The sequence below is a fragment of the Aliiroseovarius sp. F20344 genome (assembly GCF_023016155.1).
Classification (GTDB): domain Bacteria; phylum Pseudomonadota; class Alphaproteobacteria; order Rhodobacterales; family Rhodobacteraceae; genus Aliiroseovarius.
Window position 1 is genome coordinate 1090675 of sequence record NZ_JALKBG010000008.1, and the last position, 16333, is coordinate 1107007.

Annotated in this window: 17 protein-coding genes; 10 read left to right on the plus strand and 7 right to left on the minus strand. The window is 53.8% G+C overall.

Going from position 1 to position 16333, the window contains the following annotated elements:
• The first annotated feature begins 151 nt into the window (after nucleotides 1–151).
• The 6 genes from bamA (at nucleotide 152) to lpxB (ending at nucleotide 6516) form a co-directional block, all read left to right on the plus strand.
• Nucleotides 152–2521 (plus strand): outer membrane protein assembly factor BamA, encoded by a 2370-nt coding sequence (bamA, locus tag MWU55_RS14290; protein ID WP_246937149.1) that lies wholly within the window; start codon nucleotides 152–154, stop codon nucleotides 2519–2521.
• Nucleotides 2522–2582: 61 nt separating this feature from the next.
• A complete protein-coding gene (locus tag MWU55_RS14295; protein WP_246937152.1) occupies nucleotides 2583–3182 on the plus strand; it encodes an OmpH family outer membrane protein in 600 nt (199 codons plus the stop codon).
• A gap of 86 nt (nucleotides 3183–3268) precedes the next feature.
• The gene (gene fabZ / locus MWU55_RS14300; protein WP_246937154.1) at nucleotides 3269–3733 is read left to right on the plus strand and encodes a 3-hydroxyacyl-ACP dehydratase FabZ; all 465 of its coding nucleotides are present in this window, start codon (nucleotides 3269–3271) and stop codon (nucleotides 3731–3733) included.
• A gap of 3 nt (nucleotides 3734–3736) precedes the next feature.
• A complete protein-coding gene (gene lpxA, locus MWU55_RS14305) occupies nucleotides 3737–4534 on the plus strand; it encodes an acyl-ACP--UDP-N-acetylglucosamine O-acyltransferase (RefSeq protein ID WP_246937156.1) in 798 nt (265 codons plus the stop codon).
• A gap of 9 nt (nucleotides 4535–4543) precedes the next feature.
• A complete protein-coding gene (lpxI, locus tag MWU55_RS14310; RefSeq protein WP_246937158.1) occupies nucleotides 4544–5356 on the plus strand; it encodes a UDP-2,3-diacylglucosamine diphosphatase LpxI in 813 nt (270 codons plus the stop codon).
• Complete coding sequence (lpxB, locus tag MWU55_RS14315; protein WP_246937160.1) at nucleotides 5353–6516, plus strand: lipid-A-disaccharide synthase; 1164 nt, start codon at nucleotides 5353–5355, stop codon at nucleotides 6514–6516. Before lpxI ends, lpxB begins: the two co-directional genes overlap by 4 nt.
• A gap of 30 nt (nucleotides 6517–6546) precedes the next feature.
• On the opposite strand, the gene MWU55_RS14320 is transcribed toward lpxB, so the two are convergent.
• Nucleotides 6547–7032: a DUF2059 domain-containing protein gene (locus MWU55_RS14320; RefSeq protein ID WP_246937162.1), complete on the minus strand. Its 486-nt coding sequence runs from the start codon at nucleotides 7030–7032 to the stop codon at nucleotides 6547–6549.
• Between the two features lie 89 nt (nucleotides 7033–7121).
• Entirely contained in the window at nucleotides 7122–8273 is a 1152-nt protein-coding gene (mnmA, locus tag MWU55_RS14325) for a tRNA 2-thiouridine(34) synthase MnmA (protein WP_246937164.1), read from the minus strand.
• Between the two features lie 123 nt (nucleotides 8274–8396).
• Here mnmA and MWU55_RS14330 point away from each other — a divergent pair, with 123 nt between their 5' ends.
• Together MWU55_RS14330 and MWU55_RS14335 are read left to right on the plus strand one after the other, a co-directional pair.
• Complete coding sequence (locus tag MWU55_RS14330) at nucleotides 8397–8669, plus strand: DUF1153 domain-containing protein (RefSeq protein ID WP_246937166.1); 273 nt, start codon at nucleotides 8397–8399, stop codon at nucleotides 8667–8669.
• A gap of 99 nt (nucleotides 8670–8768) precedes the next feature.
• Nucleotides 8769–9482 (plus strand): response regulator transcription factor CtrA, encoded by a 714-nt coding sequence (locus tag MWU55_RS14335; protein WP_246937168.1) that lies wholly within the window; start codon nucleotides 8769–8771, stop codon nucleotides 9480–9482.
• Nucleotides 9483–9554: 72 nt separating this feature from the next.
• On the opposite strand, the gene MWU55_RS14340 is transcribed toward MWU55_RS14335, so the two are convergent.
• Nucleotides 9555–10466 (minus strand): pseudouridine-5'-phosphate glycosidase, encoded by a 912-nt coding sequence (locus tag MWU55_RS14340; protein ID WP_246937170.1) that lies wholly within the window; start codon nucleotides 10464–10466, stop codon nucleotides 9555–9557.
• The gene (locus MWU55_RS14345) at nucleotides 10463–11356 is read right to left on the minus strand and encodes a PfkB family carbohydrate kinase (protein ID WP_246937172.1); all 894 of its coding nucleotides are present in this window, start codon (nucleotides 11354–11356) and stop codon (nucleotides 10463–10465) included. Before MWU55_RS14345 ends, MWU55_RS14340 begins: the two co-directional genes overlap by 4 nt.
• Nucleotides 11357–11565: 209 nt before the next feature.
• Here MWU55_RS14345 and rpsB point away from each other — a divergent pair, with 209 nt between their 5' ends.
• Together rpsB and tsf are read left to right on the plus strand one after the other, a co-directional pair.
• A complete protein-coding gene (gene rpsB, locus MWU55_RS14350; RefSeq protein ID WP_246937174.1) occupies nucleotides 11566–12339 on the plus strand; it encodes a 30S ribosomal protein S2 in 774 nt (257 codons plus the stop codon).
• A 102-nt stretch (nucleotides 12340–12441) separates the two neighbouring features.
• Nucleotides 12442–13317, plus strand: coding sequence for a translation elongation factor Ts (gene tsf / locus MWU55_RS14355; protein WP_246937176.1), 876 nt, complete (start codon nucleotides 12442–12444; stop codon nucleotides 13315–13317).
• Between the two features lie 442 nt (nucleotides 13318–13759).
• Here the strand turns inward: tsf and MWU55_RS14360 are convergent, their stop codons facing one another.
• The 3 genes from MWU55_RS14360 to MWU55_RS14370 all read right to left on the minus strand — a co-directional run bounded on the left by MWU55_RS14360 (nucleotide 13760) and on the right by MWU55_RS14370 (nucleotide 16270).
• Nucleotides 13760–14464 (minus strand): LuxR family transcriptional regulator, encoded by a 705-nt coding sequence (locus tag MWU55_RS14360; protein WP_246937178.1) that lies wholly within the window; start codon nucleotides 14462–14464, stop codon nucleotides 13760–13762.
• Nucleotides 14465–14502: 38 nt separating this feature from the next.
• Nucleotides 14503–14943 (minus strand): type II 3-dehydroquinate dehydratase, encoded by a 441-nt coding sequence (aroQ, locus tag MWU55_RS14365; RefSeq protein ID WP_246937181.1) that lies wholly within the window; start codon nucleotides 14941–14943, stop codon nucleotides 14503–14505.
• Nucleotides 14944–15316: 373 nt separating this feature from the next.
• Complete coding sequence (locus MWU55_RS14370) at nucleotides 15317–16270, minus strand: LysR family transcriptional regulator (protein ID WP_246937183.1); 954 nt, start codon at nucleotides 16268–16270, stop codon at nucleotides 15317–15319.
• Nucleotides 16271–16333: the final 63 nt, after the last annotated feature.

Sequence of the window (16333 nt, forward strand, 5' to 3'; positions counted from 1 at the left end):
CGCATCATCGTGGGTCTTGGTTTCCGTAGCGTCTTAGGTAATGCCTGCACGGATGTGCAACACCTCGCAAACACCCGGTTTCGCGCTTTGACAAGACGGGTTTGACCCCTTATCCACGTCACTAATGGGATGTCTAAAGAAAGATAGAAATATGGCATTTTTTGAGGGGGCGAGCAGCGCGGCCGGTACATCCGCGGTAAAGACGCTCAAAGGGCTGGCAAGCTGCAGTGGACTGGCTATTTTCCTAGCAATTTCAGGGGTTGCTGTCACAACCCCGCTACCTGTTCAGGCACAGGCTTATTCATTTAACAAGGTTGAGATCGAAGGAACGCAGCGGATCGAAGCTGCAACCATCCTGTCTTATCTGGGAATCGCTCAGGGCGAGGTCGTCAGTGCAGCACAGCTAAATGACGGGTATCAGCGCCTTGTTGGATCAGGTCTTTTCGAAGATGTGCAAATCATTCCCCGTGGGAATGTTCTGGTCGTCAAAGTCCGCGAATACCCTACGATCAACGTTGTGTCTGTTGAAGGAAACCGCAAAGTCAAAGACGACGTGTTTGAACCCTTGCTGAAATCTCAGCCACGTCAGGTTTTCAGCCCGGCAACGGCCGAGCAGGATGTGCAGACAATCGTTGAAGTTTATCAGGCTCAAGGTCGTTTGGCGGCACGTGTGACGCCGAAAATCATTCGCCGCTCAAACAACCGCGTGGATCTTGTTTTCGAAGTGATCGAAGGTAAGAACACCGAAGTTGAGCGTCTGTCATTCGTAGGAAACCGCAAGTATTCCGATGCGCGCCTGCGTCGCGTGCTTGAGACCAAGCAAGCTGGCATTCTACGCGCGATTATCCAGCGCGATTCCTACGTTCCTGATCGCATCGAGTTCGATAAACAGGTTCTGAAAGACTTCTACTTGTCGCGTGGTTATGTCGATTTCAAAACCACGGGTGTCACCAGCGAGTTTTCGCGTGAGCGTGATGCTTTCTTCATTACTTTCCAGGTCCAGGAAGGACAGCAGTTTAAGTTTGGCAAGATCACAACCGTTTCCGAAGTTGACGGTGTGAATGCCGACGAGTTCCATGCTGCTCAGAACATTAAATCAGGCAATGTCTTTAGTCCGGCACAGCTGGACAACGCAATTGCCCGATTGGAGCGTCTTGCGATCCGTAAGGGATTGGATTTCATCCGTGTCGAGCCTCGCGTTACACGTGACGAACGCAACCAGCTTCTGGACATCGAGCTTGTCCTTACGCGTGGACCGCGCATCATCGTCGAACGCATCGACATCGAAGGCAATGCAACAACGCTGGACCGTGTAGTGCGTGACCAGTTCCGTATCGTTGAAGGCGATCCTTTCAATCCGCGCGAAATTCGAGAAGCGTCTGAACGCGTCCGTGCGCTGGGTTTCTTTGCCGATGCGCAGGTTGAAGCGCGTCCCGGATCGGGTCCAGATCAGGTCGTGATTGACGTGGATGTTGAAGAGGCACCGACGGGTTCATTGAGCTTGGGTGGCGTCTACAGTCTTGAAAACGGCTTTGGGTTGAACCTAGCCTTTACAGAACGCAACTTCCTGGGGCGCGGACAATTCTTGTCGGCAAGCTTCCAGAACTCGTCTGATAGCCTTAACTTCTCATTCAAGTTTGCAGAGCCAGCGTTCTTGGGTCGTGATCTGGAATTTGGGTTTGAAACCTTCTATCAATCCACGGACCAGGCATCGGCAGACTATAATACACGTTCATTGGCCTTCCGTCCGTCGTTGGCCTTCCCTATCAATGAGTATTCAAGGCTGGGCTTGCGTGTTTTCGCCGAAGGCACAGAGCTTCTTACGACGGAAAACCTGAAGTCTGATCTTATCCTGAAGGAAGCCGCGCGCGGGCGTCAGATCGGCGGTGGTGTTGGTTTCTCGTATAGCTATGATACGCGCCGCACCGGGCTTGATCCGAACCGTGGGCTGCTGTTCCAACTGAACGGTGATATCGGTGGCGTTGGAGCCGATTATCAATATGCGCGAGCGACTGCATTGGCTCAGGCTCAGACCAAAGTCTGGAATGATCAGGTCACACTTCTTGCAACCGTCGAAGGTGGAATGCTGAAAAGCTTGAATGGGGCCAACTCTCGTGTCACCGATCGCTTCCGCCTTGGACCGTCGAAGCTGCGTGGCTTTGCAACCAATGGCATTGGTCCGCGTGATTTTTCATCGGTCACTGCGGATGACTCATCCGGGGACACCGTAGGCGGCAACATGTTTGCTGTGGCACGTCTTGAGGCTCAGTTCCCGCTTGGACTACCGGAAGAATACGGAATCTCAGGCGGTGTCTTTGTTGATGCCGGTACCTTGTGGGGTCTCGATGATACGCTGGGTGGCCAAATTGATGACAGTGCGCATCTCCGATCCTCGATCGGTGCCTCGGTCTTCTGGGAAACACCAATTGGTCCGCTGCGTTTCAACTATTCCAAGGTTCTGGCCAAGGAAAACTATGACGAAGAAAACAACTTCGAGCTTACAATCTCGGCTCAGTTCTGATCAGAAAGTGCCTCGGCCAAACCGGGGCACTTTTTTTGGAAAGCTTCTCAAAGCAAGCGCGGTGGCAATTGCGGCTGGTTTAGCGGCTGTGCCACTTGCCGGACATGCTCAGCAAGCTGAAACCACGTCGGTTTCGCAGATTGTCACCATTGACCGCCAAAGCTTGTTTTCGAGAACTGCCTATGGACGGCGAGTTGTCGAAACGGTGAAGGTAGAGCAGTCGCGGCTGGCAAAAGAAGCCCGTGCCGCTGAGGCAGAGTTGGCTGAGGAAGAGAAGCAACTGACTGAGCAGAGAGCCACTATGGATCCTGCTGCTTTCCGCGCATTGGCCGATGTATTTGATAATAAAGTCAGCGATTTACGTGCCGAAGTTGAGGCGCGCGGTCAAGCGTTTGCTCAAGTCCTTGAACGGGAACAGTCCGAGTTCTTCGACAGGATCGGCCCAATCCTAGGGGATCTTGTGCGTGAGCTTGGTGCGGTCGTTATCATTGATCGTCGTGCCATATTACTGTCGACACAGAATATCGACATCACCGACTTGGCTGTGGAGCGTATTGATCGTGAACTGGGTGATGGTTTAACGGCCCCTCAAACGCAGCCAGAACAAACTGAAGATACACCCCCGGTTGAAGCGCCAGCAGAAGACAGCGAAGAAAACTAAATCCGATTGTTTCGGGTCGGCTCGGCTGTTAATCACGGACAATGACAATATGGCGCAAAGCGCACGGATAGAAGGACAATTCAGACATGGTCGATGTGCCCAGCACAGCTGATATTCAGCTTATTCAGGAATGTATCCCGCACCGCTATCCGTTTCTTCTGGTCGACCGGGTTGAGGACATCCGCAAAGGGGAGTTCGCCCGTGGCATCAAGATGGTCACGATGAACGAACCGCATTTTCAGGGGCACTTTCCTGGCCTTCCTATCATGCCTGGTGTGACGATTATCGAGGCGATGGCGCAAACTTCGGCCGTGATGGTGTCCCTGTCGCTAGACCTCGTTGGGTCCGGCGCTGTGGTTTATTTTATGGGCATCGATAGCGCCAAATTCAGGCGCAAGGTTGTGCCGGGCGATGTGCTGACATTGGATGTAACCACCATTCGCGGCGGCGCAAAGGTTTGGAAGTTCGACGGCGTGGCAAAGGTCGGCGACGAGGTGGCATGTCAGGCGACCTTCATGGCGATGATCGACGTCACGGGCGGGAAGGGCTAAGCGATGGGCATCGACCCTTCTGCACAAGTCCACGCCAGCGCCATTGTTGACGACGGAGCTGTAATTGGTCCGGGCTGCGAGGTTGGCCCTTTCTGTACCATTGGCGCTCAGGTAAAGCTGGGCACGAATGTGGTTCTGAAATCTCATGTGGTTGTCACCGGCGACACCGAGATTGGCGATGAAACCATCATCTTCCCATTCTCGGTCATTGGTGAGATACCGCAGGACCTAAAATTTGCCGGCGAAGACACCAAGCTTGTCATAGGCAAGCGCAACCGTATCCGTGAACACGTGACTATGAATGCCGGAACGGCAGGCGGCGGATATGTCACGCGTGTTGGCGATGACGGGCTTTTCATGGCGGGCTGTCACGTGGCCCATGACGCACAGATCGGCAACAATGTGATCTTGGTCAACAACGTGGCCGTTGCGGGTCATGTGGTGATCGAAGATGACGTGATTGTGGGCGGTCTGTCCGGTCTGCACCAATGGGTACGCATCGGGCGTGGCGCCATTATCGGCGCGCTGTCTATGGTGACTGCCGACGTTCTGCCACATGCCCTTGTTCAAGGACCACGTGGCGAGCTGGATGGTTTGAACCTTGTCGGTTTGAAACGTCGTGGTGTGAACCGTGCAGACATCACTGCTTTGCGCGCGGCCTTCCTGATGCTCAAACAGGGCGAGGGATCGTTTCAGGATCGCGCTGCGCGTCTGTCTGAAGAGGCAGACAGCGAATATGTGCGCGAAATGGTGGCCTTTATCACCGGCGATAGCGATCGCGGTTTCCTGACGCCGAAATAGGGGCAGGGGATGACGGGTCGTCTTGCAATTGTCGCCGGAATTGGTGAGCTGCCGCAAAAGATCGCAGCGGCCAATCCGGATGCGTTGTTTGTGACGATCAAGGGCGTTGAGGTCTTAGCTCCGGAAGGGTTTGAGCATGTGGCCGCAAGCTATGAAAAGCTGGGCGCTTTGTTCAAATCTATGCGTGGGGCTGGGGTTGAACGCGTTGTCTTTGCAGGCAAGGTCGATCGTCCCAAGCTGAACCCCATACGTATGGATCGCGTGACTTTGGGCCTGTTTCCGCGAGTCAAAGCCGTGCTGGGAAAAGGCGATGACGCATTGCTCAGACTGGTTGCAGATGTGTTCGAAGAACAGGGGTTTTCGGTTGTCGCGGCGACAGATGTAACTTCGTCTTTGACAATTGAAGCCAGCCATATGGGGCGCAAGATCAGCGCCGAAGACAAAGAGGATGCTGATCATGGCTGGCACTTGTTAAGTGTTTTGGCCGGGGAAGACATCGCGCAGGGCGTTGTGTTTGCCGGAGGCCAGTGTCTTGGCATTGAAACCATCCAAGGCACCAACGCCCTTCTTGAGTTCGTGGCAAAGACACCCGAGCATCTGAAACAAGGCGCGCGTGGGGTGTTTGTGAAGCGTCCGAAGCCTGGTCAGGATGACCGCATGGATATTCCGACAATTGGTCCAGACACAGTGCGTGCTGTTGTAGCTGCGGGTTTGGGCGGGATTGTTCTGGAAGTAGGTGTGATCGTGATGGACCGCGACGAAGTAGAAAGCCTCGTCTCCGAGCATGACCTGTTTCTGGATGTGCGAAAGGGGCAAGCGTGAAAGTGTTCATGATCGCTGGCGAGCCCTCCGGCGATCGGTTGGGCGCGGCCCTGATGGAGGGGCTGAAGTCTCTTGTTCCAGAAGTCGAATTTCTGGGCGTTGGCGGAACCGCGATGGCCGAACAGGGCCTGACCTCTCGCTTCCCAATGTCGGAACTGTCCGTTATGGGCATCGCCGAGGTTGCCCCGAAATACTTCCACCTGAAACGTCGTATCCGCGAAACGGCCGAAGCCGTGGTCGAAGCCAACCCGGATGTTTTAATCACCATCGATAGCCCGGATTTCTGTCTGCGCGTGGCGCGGATCGTGAAAGAAGAAGAAGTCGAGGGTCAAACATTTGGTCATGACATACCTGTTGTGCACTACGTCGCGCCCTCCGTGTGGGCCTGGCGGCCGAAGCGCGCCGCCAAAATGGCGCGATGGGTGGACCATGTACTGGCGCTTCTGCCGTTCGAGCCGCCCTACATGCAAGCCGCAGGGATGGGCTGTGATTTCGTAGGCCACCCTGTCGTGGCCGAGCCGCAGGCTGATGACGCCGCCGCGCAAGCCTTTCGAGCAGAGCATGGCATCGGTGAAGCCCCGCTTCTTCTTGTGCTTCCTGGCTCGCGCAAAGGCGAGGTTTCGCGACTGGCAGAACGGTTTGGCGAAGTGATCGCGCATGCCAAACGTGAAAAGCCTGACCTACAAGTGGTCCTGCCGATGGCCCAAGGGGTCGAGGATCTTGTGCGCAAGGAAGTCTCAAAATGGTCCGTTGATCCCATTTTGATCCCGGCAACCGATCAGGATGCGAAGATGGCTGCCTTCAAGGCTGCAGATGTGGCGCTTGCGGCTTCCGGCACTGTGTCGCTTGAGCTTGCGGCGTCAAACACGCCGATGGTTATCGCCTATGACATGAACTGGCTCAGCCGGTTCTTGATCGGACGGATGCTAAAGATCGATACGGTCACTCTGGTCAATCTGGTGTCGGAAACCCGCGCGGTACCTGAATTCTTGGGGGCCGAATGTACCCCGGATCGCATCACGCCTGCGCTGTTGTCCGTGCTCGACGCCCCAGACGCACAGAACGAAGCGATGAAGTTCACGATGGAACGGTTAGGGAAGGGTGGTGAGGCGCCTGGCCTAAGGTCGGCTAAGGCCGTGTTGGGTGCCATGTCGCAGTAGACCGGCACCCAAGCCGATACAGTATGTAACTTACTCAGCGTCTATGATCGCAATGATCTTTGGCATTAACGTGCCCATCTCGGTTTGAACCATTTGCATGATCTCTGGTTGCTGCGCTTCAAGCAACTGAGGCAATTTGGTCATCGTGGCACGCCCATGTTCGGTGGCATAAAAATCCGCAAGGGCTTGGATTTCATCCAGTGTGAACAGATCGGCCATGATTTCGGTCTGACCGCGCATCGTTTCGTACATGGGTTCGGTGAAAGCTTCCTGATACAGCGCGTCGATCTGATCTTGCTTTTCAGCGCTCACCTCTTTGCCCTGACTTTCGATCATCTGGACGACGGGCTTCCACATGGTCTGGATCAGCGCTTTCATGTCGAGGTCTTGAAGAGACATTTCGACATAGCCTTTTGCGGCCTCGACACGCTCTTCGCGCGTTTCGGAAATGGCCATGAAGGGGGTGCTTGTTGCAACGATCAGCGCTACCGCAGCCGTTAGTGATTTGAAGGACATCTGAATACCTGTTTTGTGCATATAATTTGCACAAACAAACAGGAATTTAATTCCAGAGCAACCGATTAGGATCGCTCTGGAATACTTATTTAGTTTCCGCGCCAGATCCAGCCGCCACCAAAGATGCGAGGGCCGTCCATGTCATAGAAAACGCAGGCCTGTCCCGGGCTTACGCCTTCTTCGGGGGTCAGCAGTTCCACTTCCGCTTCGGTGTCCGAGATCGGGCGAATGATCGCCTCACGCGGGGGGCGGGTTGAGCGGATTTTAACGCCCATGTGCCATTCCTTACGCGATGTGAACGGCTCATCCCCTAACCAGTTGATCTCGCGTACAGGTACGGTGCGTGTGGCAAGCATCTCTTTCGGCCCGACAACGACCTGTTTGTTGTCTACATCCAGCTTCACCACATAAAGAGGCTCGGACAGCCCGCCGATACCAAGACCCCGACGTTGTCCGATTGTATAGTGGATCACGCCCTCATGCCTGGCCAATACCCGGCCGTCAGCGTGCACAATCTCGCCGGGTTCAGCAGCACCGGGGCGCAGCTTTTCAATGACACCAGCATAGTTGCCGTCAGGCACAAAGCAGATGTCCTGACTGTCGGGTTTGTCCGCAACCTCAAGCCCATATTTACGAGCTAATTCACGTGTTTCTGCCTTGGTCTTCAAGTGGCCGAGCGGGAAGCGCAGATAGTCCAATTGCTCGGGCGTGGTGGAGAACAGGAAGTAGCTTTGATCGCGCACAGGATCTGCCGCACGGTGAAGCTCCGCACCATGCTCCCCCATCGCGCGTTGAATGTAGTGGCCGGTTGCCATGCAGTCTGCCCCTAGATCGCGCGCAGTTTCGAGCAGATCTTTGAATTTCACCCGTTCGTTGCAGCGAATGCACGGCACAGGTGTGGCGCCGCCTAGATAGCTGTCGGCAAACTCCTCAATCACCGCGTCCTGAAAGATGTTTTCATAATCCAGCACATAGTGAGGGAAGCCCATATCCTCGGCCACACGGCGTGCGTCATGGATGTCGATCCCGGCGCAACACGCGCCTTTTTTCGCCAAGGCCGCCCCGTGGTCGTAAAGCTGAAGGGTGACGCCAATCACGTCATAGCCTTCCTCAGCCAGCATGGCAGCCACGACAGAGCTGTCCACACCACCGGACATGGCGACGACAACCCGCGTGTCAGCGGGCGATTTGGCAAAACCAAGCGAGTTCACTGCGGGTGCATCCGCGATGTTAACCGACATGTTGGGATCCTTTTAGAAGCGTTACGGAATATAGGAAAATTCGAACGAACAACAAGAGGTGCTTTCACGGATCCTTAAGGCTGAGTGGCGAGTGTTGGGCCAAATCATCTGCGAGGGTTCACAATGTATCTGAAAAAAATCGAAGGGCCGCGCGCTGTCACGTTGCCTGATGGATCGATTCTGACGCGGGCAGATTTGCCACCCAAAGACACGCGCCGTTGGGTGGCTAGCCGAAAAGCATCTGTCGTCAAAGCAATTCGATGCGGTCTTCTGACTCAGGAAGAAGCCTGTTCTCTATATGATTTGTCTGATGAAGAACTGGATGAATGGCTGAATGCAGTCGATCAGCATGGTGAGGCTGCTTTGAAAGCAACAGCACTACAAAGATATAGATAACCATAGGTGGTATTCGCTAAAAGTTCTTCTAGGGTAACCTGTGATTAACCATTTCACGCAATGTTCAATCCAGAACAACCAGATGCGGAGAACCCCAATATGCGAATCCTTCTTGTTGAAGATGATCCGACAACATCGCGCAGCATCGAGCTGATGCTGACTCATGCGAACCTGAATGTCTATGCTACGGACCTTGGCGAAGAAGGGATCGACCTGGCAAAGCTTTATGATTATGATCTAATTCTTCTTGACCTCAATCTGCCAGACATGAATGGTCACGAAGTTTTGCGTCAGTTGCGCCTTGCCCGGATCGACACTCCGATCCTAATCCTGTCCGGTGCGGATGACACGGAAAACAAGATCAAAGGTTTCGGCTTTGGCGCCGATGATTACATGACAAAACCCTTCCATCGCGAAGAACTGATCGCACGCATACATGCAATCATTCGGCGATCAAAGGGACACTCACAGTCTGTCATTAAGACTGGCAATGTCTCGGTCAACTTGGATGCAAAAACAGTGGATGTGGATGGCCGTCCGGTGCATCTGACAGGCAAAGAATACCAGATGTTGGAGCTGCTATCGCTGCGCAAGGGCACAACCCTAACCAAAGAGATGTTCTTGAACCATCTCTATGGCGGGATGGATGAGCCTGAACTGAAAATCATCGACGTTTTCATCTGTAAGCTTCGCAAAAAGCTGTCAAATGCCACAGGCGGTGAGAACCACATCGAAACTGTTTGGGGCCGCGGCTACGTATTGCGCGATCCAGAACCGGTTGAGATGGACGCGCAGATTGCGATCGGGGCTTAAGCCAAAACGAGATTCTAGATCAAATTTGACTGAAAAAAGGGCGGTGTGGCCGCCCTTTTGTATGTGTGACTGTCAGGCTTTTGCCAGAGCGCGTGCGATCTTTGAGGCCAGCTCTGCATTGTTTTTCACCAAAGAAATGTTGGCTGCCAGTGAGGCACCATCGGTGGCGTGAAAGATACGATCCAGCAGGTAGGGCGTGACTTGCTTGGCAGAGATGCCCTCGGTCTCAGCGGCGGTAAGTGCTTCTTCAATGACGGGCGTGATGACCTCGCGCGGGATTTCGGCTTCTACCGGGATGGGATTGGCCACCAATTGCCCCCCCTCAAGCCCCATTTGGGCGCGGGTTATGGCAGCGGAGGCGATTTGCTCGGCACTGTCCATGCGTAGAGGGGCTGCCAGATCAGAGATGCGTGACCAAAAGGCGGGGAAGCTATCTTGCCCATAGGCGATCACAGGCACGCCAAGAGTTTCCAAGACCTCCAAAGTCTTAGGCAGATCAAGAATGGCTTTTGCGCCAGCCGCGACGACGGTCACAGGCGTTTTCGACAGTTCTTGCAGGTCAGCGGAAATGTCAAAGCTGTTTTCCGCCCCGCGATGCACGCCGCCGATCCCGCCCGTGGCAAAGACCGAAATTCCAGCCAGATGTGCGGCAATCATGGTCGCAGCGACGGTCGTCGCACCCGTTCCGCCCGTTGCGATGCAGGCGGCCATATCGGCCCGCGACAGTTTCGCAACGCCTTGGGCCTGGCCCAGTGCATCCAATTGCGTATCATTCAGTCCGATATGCAAACGCCCCTCGAGAACCGCAATGGTCGCAGGCACTGCTCCGTTATCGCGAATGACAGTTTCAACAGCACGGGCTGTTTCCACGTTTTGCGGAAAGGGCATGCCATGGGTGATGATGGTGCTTTCGAGGGCCACAATAGGTGCGCCATTTTCACGCGCGGCGGCAACTTCGTCCGAGTAATGAAGCGGCAGGGTCATAGGTCTTCTCCTGATACGTAGCACGCGGCGCTTTTCTGTGCCGTTTCAAGTGCATCCTGAGGGGATTGTCCATCAAGTTCGGCTGCGATATGCGCCGCCATGAACGTATCCCCAGCCCCGGTTATCCTTCGCACATGCACCTTAGGGCAGGGGGCTTGGATCACACCGCGCTGGTGATGCCCATCCGCCGCGTGCCTGCCTCCATCCGTCACCAATACACGATGCGCCCCAGCTGCGATCATGCCCCGCGCCGCTTCAAACGCCGTGTCATATAGAGTGTCCGTCAAATAGCCCGCTTCCTCGCGGTTCACATAAAGAGTTGCTCCGGCATGCCGCATTAGCGGGGCCAAACGGCGTGCTTTGCCGGGGCTTGCAGGGGCCACACGCAAATCGGCCTGTGTAAAGCTGTCACGGGAGCAGATGTCTTGCAGCAATTCCTGCGTCAGATTTCCATCAAGCGCGATCACGTGACGATAGGGGCTGTCCTTGCTGCCCAAACGGCCATCCTCAAGCGGGGCAAGGATTGCATCTCCGGCGGCTTCAAGCGTGTGCGCATCCGCGACCGCTGCAATCAAGCCTTCTGGGCCTTCGATGGCCATGTAACGATCCGTTGGTAAACCATCCGGGCGATGCACAAAACTTGTGACCATGCCGCGCGCCGAACACTCGACCAGAAGCTCTTCACCCTCTGCGTCCCGACCGACGGCCGTCAGAAGCGCCGAGCGCAGGCCAAACCTGTGAAGCGTCATGGCGATATTCATCGCAACGCCACCTGGCAATCGCGTGATCCTTCCCGGTTCGTCCGATCCAACATGCATGGGGTGAGGTGTGCGCCCGATCACATCCCAAAGGACCGAGCCGATGCAAAGAATATCTTGTGTCATGATCATCTACTTGCCGTGATTTCCCGAGAAGGACAAGCCATGACGATGCAGGAGTGATTAGGACTTGCACAGGGTAAAATCGGCATGTATACGCGCGCTCACAAACCACAGGTGCTGTGCGGGCCGTTGGGGGAGACATCCTCATCGCGTCCACCGGTTGAAGGGCAACCTTCGAAACGCAGCGCCGAGGATGAAACCGGAAAAGGATAAAGAACATGGCATTGCCTGATTTCTCGCTGCGCCAGCTGCTCGAAGCTGGTGTTCACTTTGGTCACCAGACCCAACGTTGGAACCCCCGTATGGCCCCGTTTATCTACGGTGAGCGCAACGGCATCCACATTTTTGACCTGACACAGACCCTGCCGATGCTGGACGCTGCGCTGAACGCTGTTCGCGACACCGTTGCAAAAGGTGGCCGCGTTCTGTTCGTAGGCACCAAGCGTCAGGCCGCTGGCCCGATTGCTGAAGCTGCTGAAAAGTCAGCTCAGTACTACATGAACCACCGCTGGCTGGGTGGCACGCTGACCAACTGGCAAACCGTTTCGAAGTCGATCAACCGCCTGAAAGAGGTGGACGAGAAGCTTGCTGCAGGCGCTGAAGGTCTGACCAAGAAAGAGCGTCTGGGCATGGAGCGCGACCAAGGCAAGCTGCAAGCTTCGCTGGGCGGGATCCGCGAAATGGGCGGCGTTCCTGATCTTCTGTTCGTCATCGACGTGAAGAAAGAAAGCCTGGCCATCGCAGAAGCCAACAAACTGGGCATCCCAGTTGTGGCTGTTGTTGACACCAACTGCCCGCCAGAAGGTGTGGACTACATGATCCCAGGCAACGACGACGCTGCACGCGCCATCGCACTGTACACCGACCTGGCAGCCCGCGCTGCTCTGGACGGCATGTCGGCTCAGATGGGTGCTGCAGGTATCGACCTGGGTGAGATGGAAGAAGCTCCCGCAGAAGAAGCCGTTGCTGAAGAAGCTGCTCCGGCAGAATAAGACAGACCGCGTGCGCGGGGCAGGGGACTGGCCCGCGCAACTGTCACTGAATTGACACCCGGCAGACGCATGGTCTGGTCGGAGATCCCAAGGAGTAGAGACATGGCAATCACTGCTGCACTCGTAAAAGAACTGCGTGAATCCACTGGCGTTGGCATGATGGATGCCAAAAAAGCACTGGTCGAAAACGACGGCGACATGGAAGCCGCCCAAGACTGGCTGCGTACCAAAGGCCTAGCGAAAGCTGCCAAGAAAGCTGGCCGTACCGCTGCTGAAGGTCTGGTCGCTGTCACCGTTGCTGGTGGCAAAGGCGTTGCTGTTGAAGTGAACTCGGAAACCGACTTTGTTGCAAAGAACGCTGAATTCCAGGACATGGTTTCTGGCATCGCAACCGCGGCTCTGACTGTTTCGGACGTTGATGCACTGAACGATGCTGACATGGGCGGCAAGACCGTTGCTGGCACTATCACCGACAAGATCGCTACGATTGGCGAAAACATGTCGCTGCGCCGCATGGCCACCGTCGAAGGTGAAAACGTTGTGACCTATGTGCACAACGCTGTCACCGATGGCATGGGCAAAATCGGCGTATTGGTTGCTATGAATGGTGGCGACGAAGCCTTTGGTCGTCAGGTTGCGATGCACATCGCTGCTGCCAACCCACAAGCCTTGAACGAAGCATCGTTGGATCAGGCCTTGGTAGAAAAAGAACGTCAGGTTCTGACCGATCAAGCTCGTGAAAGCGGAAAGCCTGAAAACATCATCGAGAACATGATCAAGGGCCGCATGAAGAAGTATCTGGCAGAAGTTACGCTGCTGGGCCAAGACTTCGTCATCAACCCGGATCTGACCGTCGAAGCGGCTGCCAAAGAAGCCGGCGCTGAAATCATCGGTTACGTGCGTATGGAAGTTGGCGAAGGCATCGAAAAAGAAGAAGTCGATTTCGCTGCTGAAGTAGCTGCTGCTGTTCAAGGCTAAACCCGCAGAGCAGGGCACACGCCCACCGCACTATGAAGACTTGAAAGGCCGGTTGGATAGACCGGCCTTTTCTATTTGTCGCTTTAAAAGAGCACCAACAACATAACTCCACAGCCCCAAACGAAAAAACGCCGACCGAAGTCAGCGCCTTTGTTACTCGTCAAATTTTCCGGTGTGCTGGTGCCTTAGGGATCAATACTCCATCGACACCAGCTCCGTTTTACCGGAAGAATGAAACGTGATCTGTAATCACAGTCCGTTCACCCCAAATGTCCCAAAGGCTAAAGCCACCACTCACGGAACAAGTTTATGATGGCTGATTCGTGTTGGAATTGGAAGTATGGGATTCCCTACCATTGCATTTGGAATGGTAGCAAACGACTCTGAAAGCCCTTAATACGTTGCCTTTTCGGAAAAAATACTGAGATCGGCTTGTGGGAAATTACTCGTCGGGTGTGAAGATCTGATTTAAAAATGACATCTTCAAGACGGCTTGCGCTGATGTGTCAACGCCTAATTTGTCCCGGGCTATACGTAGGTGTTTTTCCACCGTTGCTGACGTAACACCAAGGATCGTGGCAATGTCTTGGTTGGTTTTTCCATCTCCAACCCATTCCAAAACTTCACGTTGACGCTTCGAAAGTTGTGAGCGCTCGGTGCTAAGGGGCAGGGAGATGATTTTCAGATGCGCGATGTTGTTCAACGCTTCGATCTCGTCCCCATGTTCACGCCAAATGGCATCCACAGCTTCTTGGCTTAACCCACGTTTGGCGGTAAGGGCGATGATGCTTTTTTTTCTGCGCGAAGCTTCTTGGAAGGAAATCGTATAGCCGGCAGTGACACCCATTTGCCGGTTCAGTTCAAGAACCTTGCGGTTTCCTTCGTCCATAGCGTCCATATTTTTATGCACCCAAGACCAGCTACACGACCCGGTATTCTCGCTGGCCCAAAGCAACATTGGGCTCGATCTATAAAGTTCGAGCCCATAATAATGTTCCATGTATTCAGGGTCATGCGAAGACAAGGTCATGACATCTTCGCGTGGGCCCATCGAGTTCGGTGTCATAAAATGCGAGATGCCATAGATCAGGCGATCAAAGCCATAGCTCTCCATCTTCTTGCAATGGATCTTCCAAACATCCTGCATGTTTTCGCATCGGTAGATGCTTTGGATGTACTCAAGCATTACGAATTCTCGAACAGTCCAGATGCTGCATCTATGGCGAGAATATACCCATGCGTTCCAAATCCACAAATCTGACCAACCGCAGCGCGCGCGATGTATGATTTATGCCGGAATTCCTCACGAGCGTGGATGTTTGAAATGTGAAGCTCAATCGTCGGAACTTCTGCTGCGATAATGGCGTCCATTAGGGCAACCGAGGTGTGCGTATACGCGCCAGCATTTAGAATGATGGCATCATGTACTCCGCGCGCATCTTGAATCATTGTGACCAGTGCACCTTCGTCATTCGTCTGTTCAAACTGACAGGTGTGTCCAAGTGAAGCTGAATGCTTCAAGCAGGCGGCTTCAACATCCTCAAGACGCGTTGCGCCGTAGATTTCTGGCTGCCTGATACCCAGCATATTCAAATTGGGACCATTTAAAATCAGCAGTGAACTCATATTGTCTTCCTTCCACGGACAATGTGTTATCAATGTTTTTCAATTCATTGTCGAGATGGTTGTATTCGAACTAATTATTGAATGATTGTGGGATTGGTTAATCCCGAAGACTACAGATCCAATGAAAACAAATAGTTCAGGCTGTGAATACTGAGATTCAAGCTTAACACGTATTTAGCGCATTTAAAATTTTACTCTGATCAAAGAGACTTAAGAACATCGCGGCGCATTTTATTTCGATAAACCAATCAACCAAACTTGGTGTGAAGCACAAAACGGTCATAGGGACAGGTTGCGGCGAATTCACCGTTTGAGCCCAAAGCTACGTTTGCTGCGCTACGTGCGAATGTCGGTTTTGGAGGTATTCCTTGTTTCAGTTGGATAGTTGCGCACCACGAAAATTGAACATTACCAAGTCGTCAAACGACGCTTTCAGACGTGTGGCGCAATCCTTCACGGCGTTACGGAAAGACAGTATTTCCGGTTCAAGTTCTCTCCCTTTTTCACATACGAACCAGAATTGCGATTTCGGGCAAACCGCCGTGTTGAAAGGCGCGACCAGTCGACCCGAAGCAACATGTTCAAGTGCCGCGAAATAGCCCCCAATCGCGATGTAGCCGGTCTCGACCGCCATATCGATTGCGGTAATGGTATCAGCGCACACCATTTCGTACTGCGTCGGCGGCTTGAGACCTTGTACTGCGTTCCATGGAGCCCAGGCGGTCAGACCACTGACGCCATCTTGCGAAAAATCCACGTTGATGAGACCATGTTTCTCCAAGTCGGCAGCTGATTTAACCTTTCTCGCGATATCCGGTCGCATGAGTGGTGTGAACCACGGTCTGAGAATAGGTTCTGAAAACAGGTCGCGATCCGGTGCAATCGCATATCGGATTGCGGCATCTGGCCCTGAACCACCAAGCCGACGGTTCATTTGAGACATATCCCATGAGATCTGCATCTTGTATCGCGACCTAGCTTTTTGCGAGATTTCGTCAAACAACCACCGTTTTACTAGTGCCACTGGTGCAGTGACTTTAAGCGTGTTGGATTGATTTAGCATTTCGGCCTGCTGCCAAGCCGACCCAATGATATCGAAGCCTTTCGTTAGCTGACGCATCAGGTTTGTCCCTTCCCGCGTCAATTCAATGGCCTTGTGTTTTCTGATAAACAGGGGAAACCCGAGGTCCTCTTCGATACGCTTTACTTGAAAGCCCACTGCGGCAGGACTCACATTCAATTCTACAGCTGCCAAAGCAAAGCTCTGGTGCCGCGCAGCGGCTTCAAAGCTCCTAAGAGCGTTCATTGAAGGCAATCGTCTCGTCATGTTGAACAAGTATAACTTGTCCAAGCTTTTAGTAAATCTGATTTGAAAACACGTCAGCTCTGA

Bases quoted from the DNA above. Each gene is read 5' to 3' on its own strand.
- rpsB (WP_246937174.1), top strand. From the start codon at position 11,566: ATGGCATTGCCTGATTTCTCGCTGCGCCAGCTGCTCGAAGCTGGTGTT.
- tsf (WP_246937176.1), top strand. From the start codon at position 12,442: ATGGCAATCACTGCTGCACTCGTAAAAGAACTGCGTGAATCCACTGGC.
- MWU55_RS14320 (WP_246937162.1), bottom strand. From the start codon at position 7,032: ATGTCCTTCAAATCACTAACGGCTGCGGTAGCGCTGATCGTTGCAACA.
- MWU55_RS14340 (WP_246937170.1), bottom strand. From the start codon at position 10,466: ATGACCCTGCCGCTTCATTACTCGGACGAAGTTGCCGCCGCGCGTGAA.
- MWU55_RS14345 (WP_246937172.1), bottom strand. From the start codon at position 11,356: ATGATCATGACACAAGATATTCTTTGCATCGGCTCGGTCCTTTGGGAT.
- bamA (WP_246937149.1), top strand. From the start codon at position 152: ATGGCATTTTTTGAGGGGGCGAGCAGCGCGGCCGGTACATCCGCGGTA.
- aroQ (WP_246937181.1), bottom strand. From the start codon at position 14,943: ATGAGTTCACTGCTGATTTTAAATGGTCCCAATTTGAATATGCTGGGT.
- MWU55_RS14335 (WP_246937168.1), top strand. From the start codon at position 8,769: ATGCGAATCCTTCTTGTTGAAGATGATCCGACAACATCGCGCAGCATC.
- lpxA (WP_246937156.1), top strand. From the start codon at position 3,737: ATGGGCATCGACCCTTCTGCACAAGTCCACGCCAGCGCCATTGTTGAC.
- lpxI (WP_246937158.1), top strand. From the start codon at position 4,544: ATGACGGGTCGTCTTGCAATTGTCGCCGGAATTGGTGAGCTGCCGCAA.
- MWU55_RS14360 (WP_246937178.1), bottom strand. From the start codon at position 14,464: ATGCAGGATGTTTGGAAGATCCATTGCAAGAAGATGGAGAGCTATGGC.
- fabZ (WP_246937154.1), top strand. From the start codon at position 3,269: ATGGTCGATGTGCCCAGCACAGCTGATATTCAGCTTATTCAGGAATGT.
- MWU55_RS14370 (WP_246937183.1), bottom strand. From the start codon at position 16,270: ATGACGAGACGATTGCCTTCAATGAACGCTCTTAGGAGCTTTGAAGCC.
- mnmA (WP_246937164.1), bottom strand. From the start codon at position 8,273: ATGTCGGTTAACATCGCGGATGCACCCGCAGTGAACTCGCTTGGTTTT.
- MWU55_RS14330 (WP_246937166.1), top strand. From the start codon at position 8,397: ATGTATCTGAAAAAAATCGAAGGGCCGCGCGCTGTCACGTTGCCTGAT.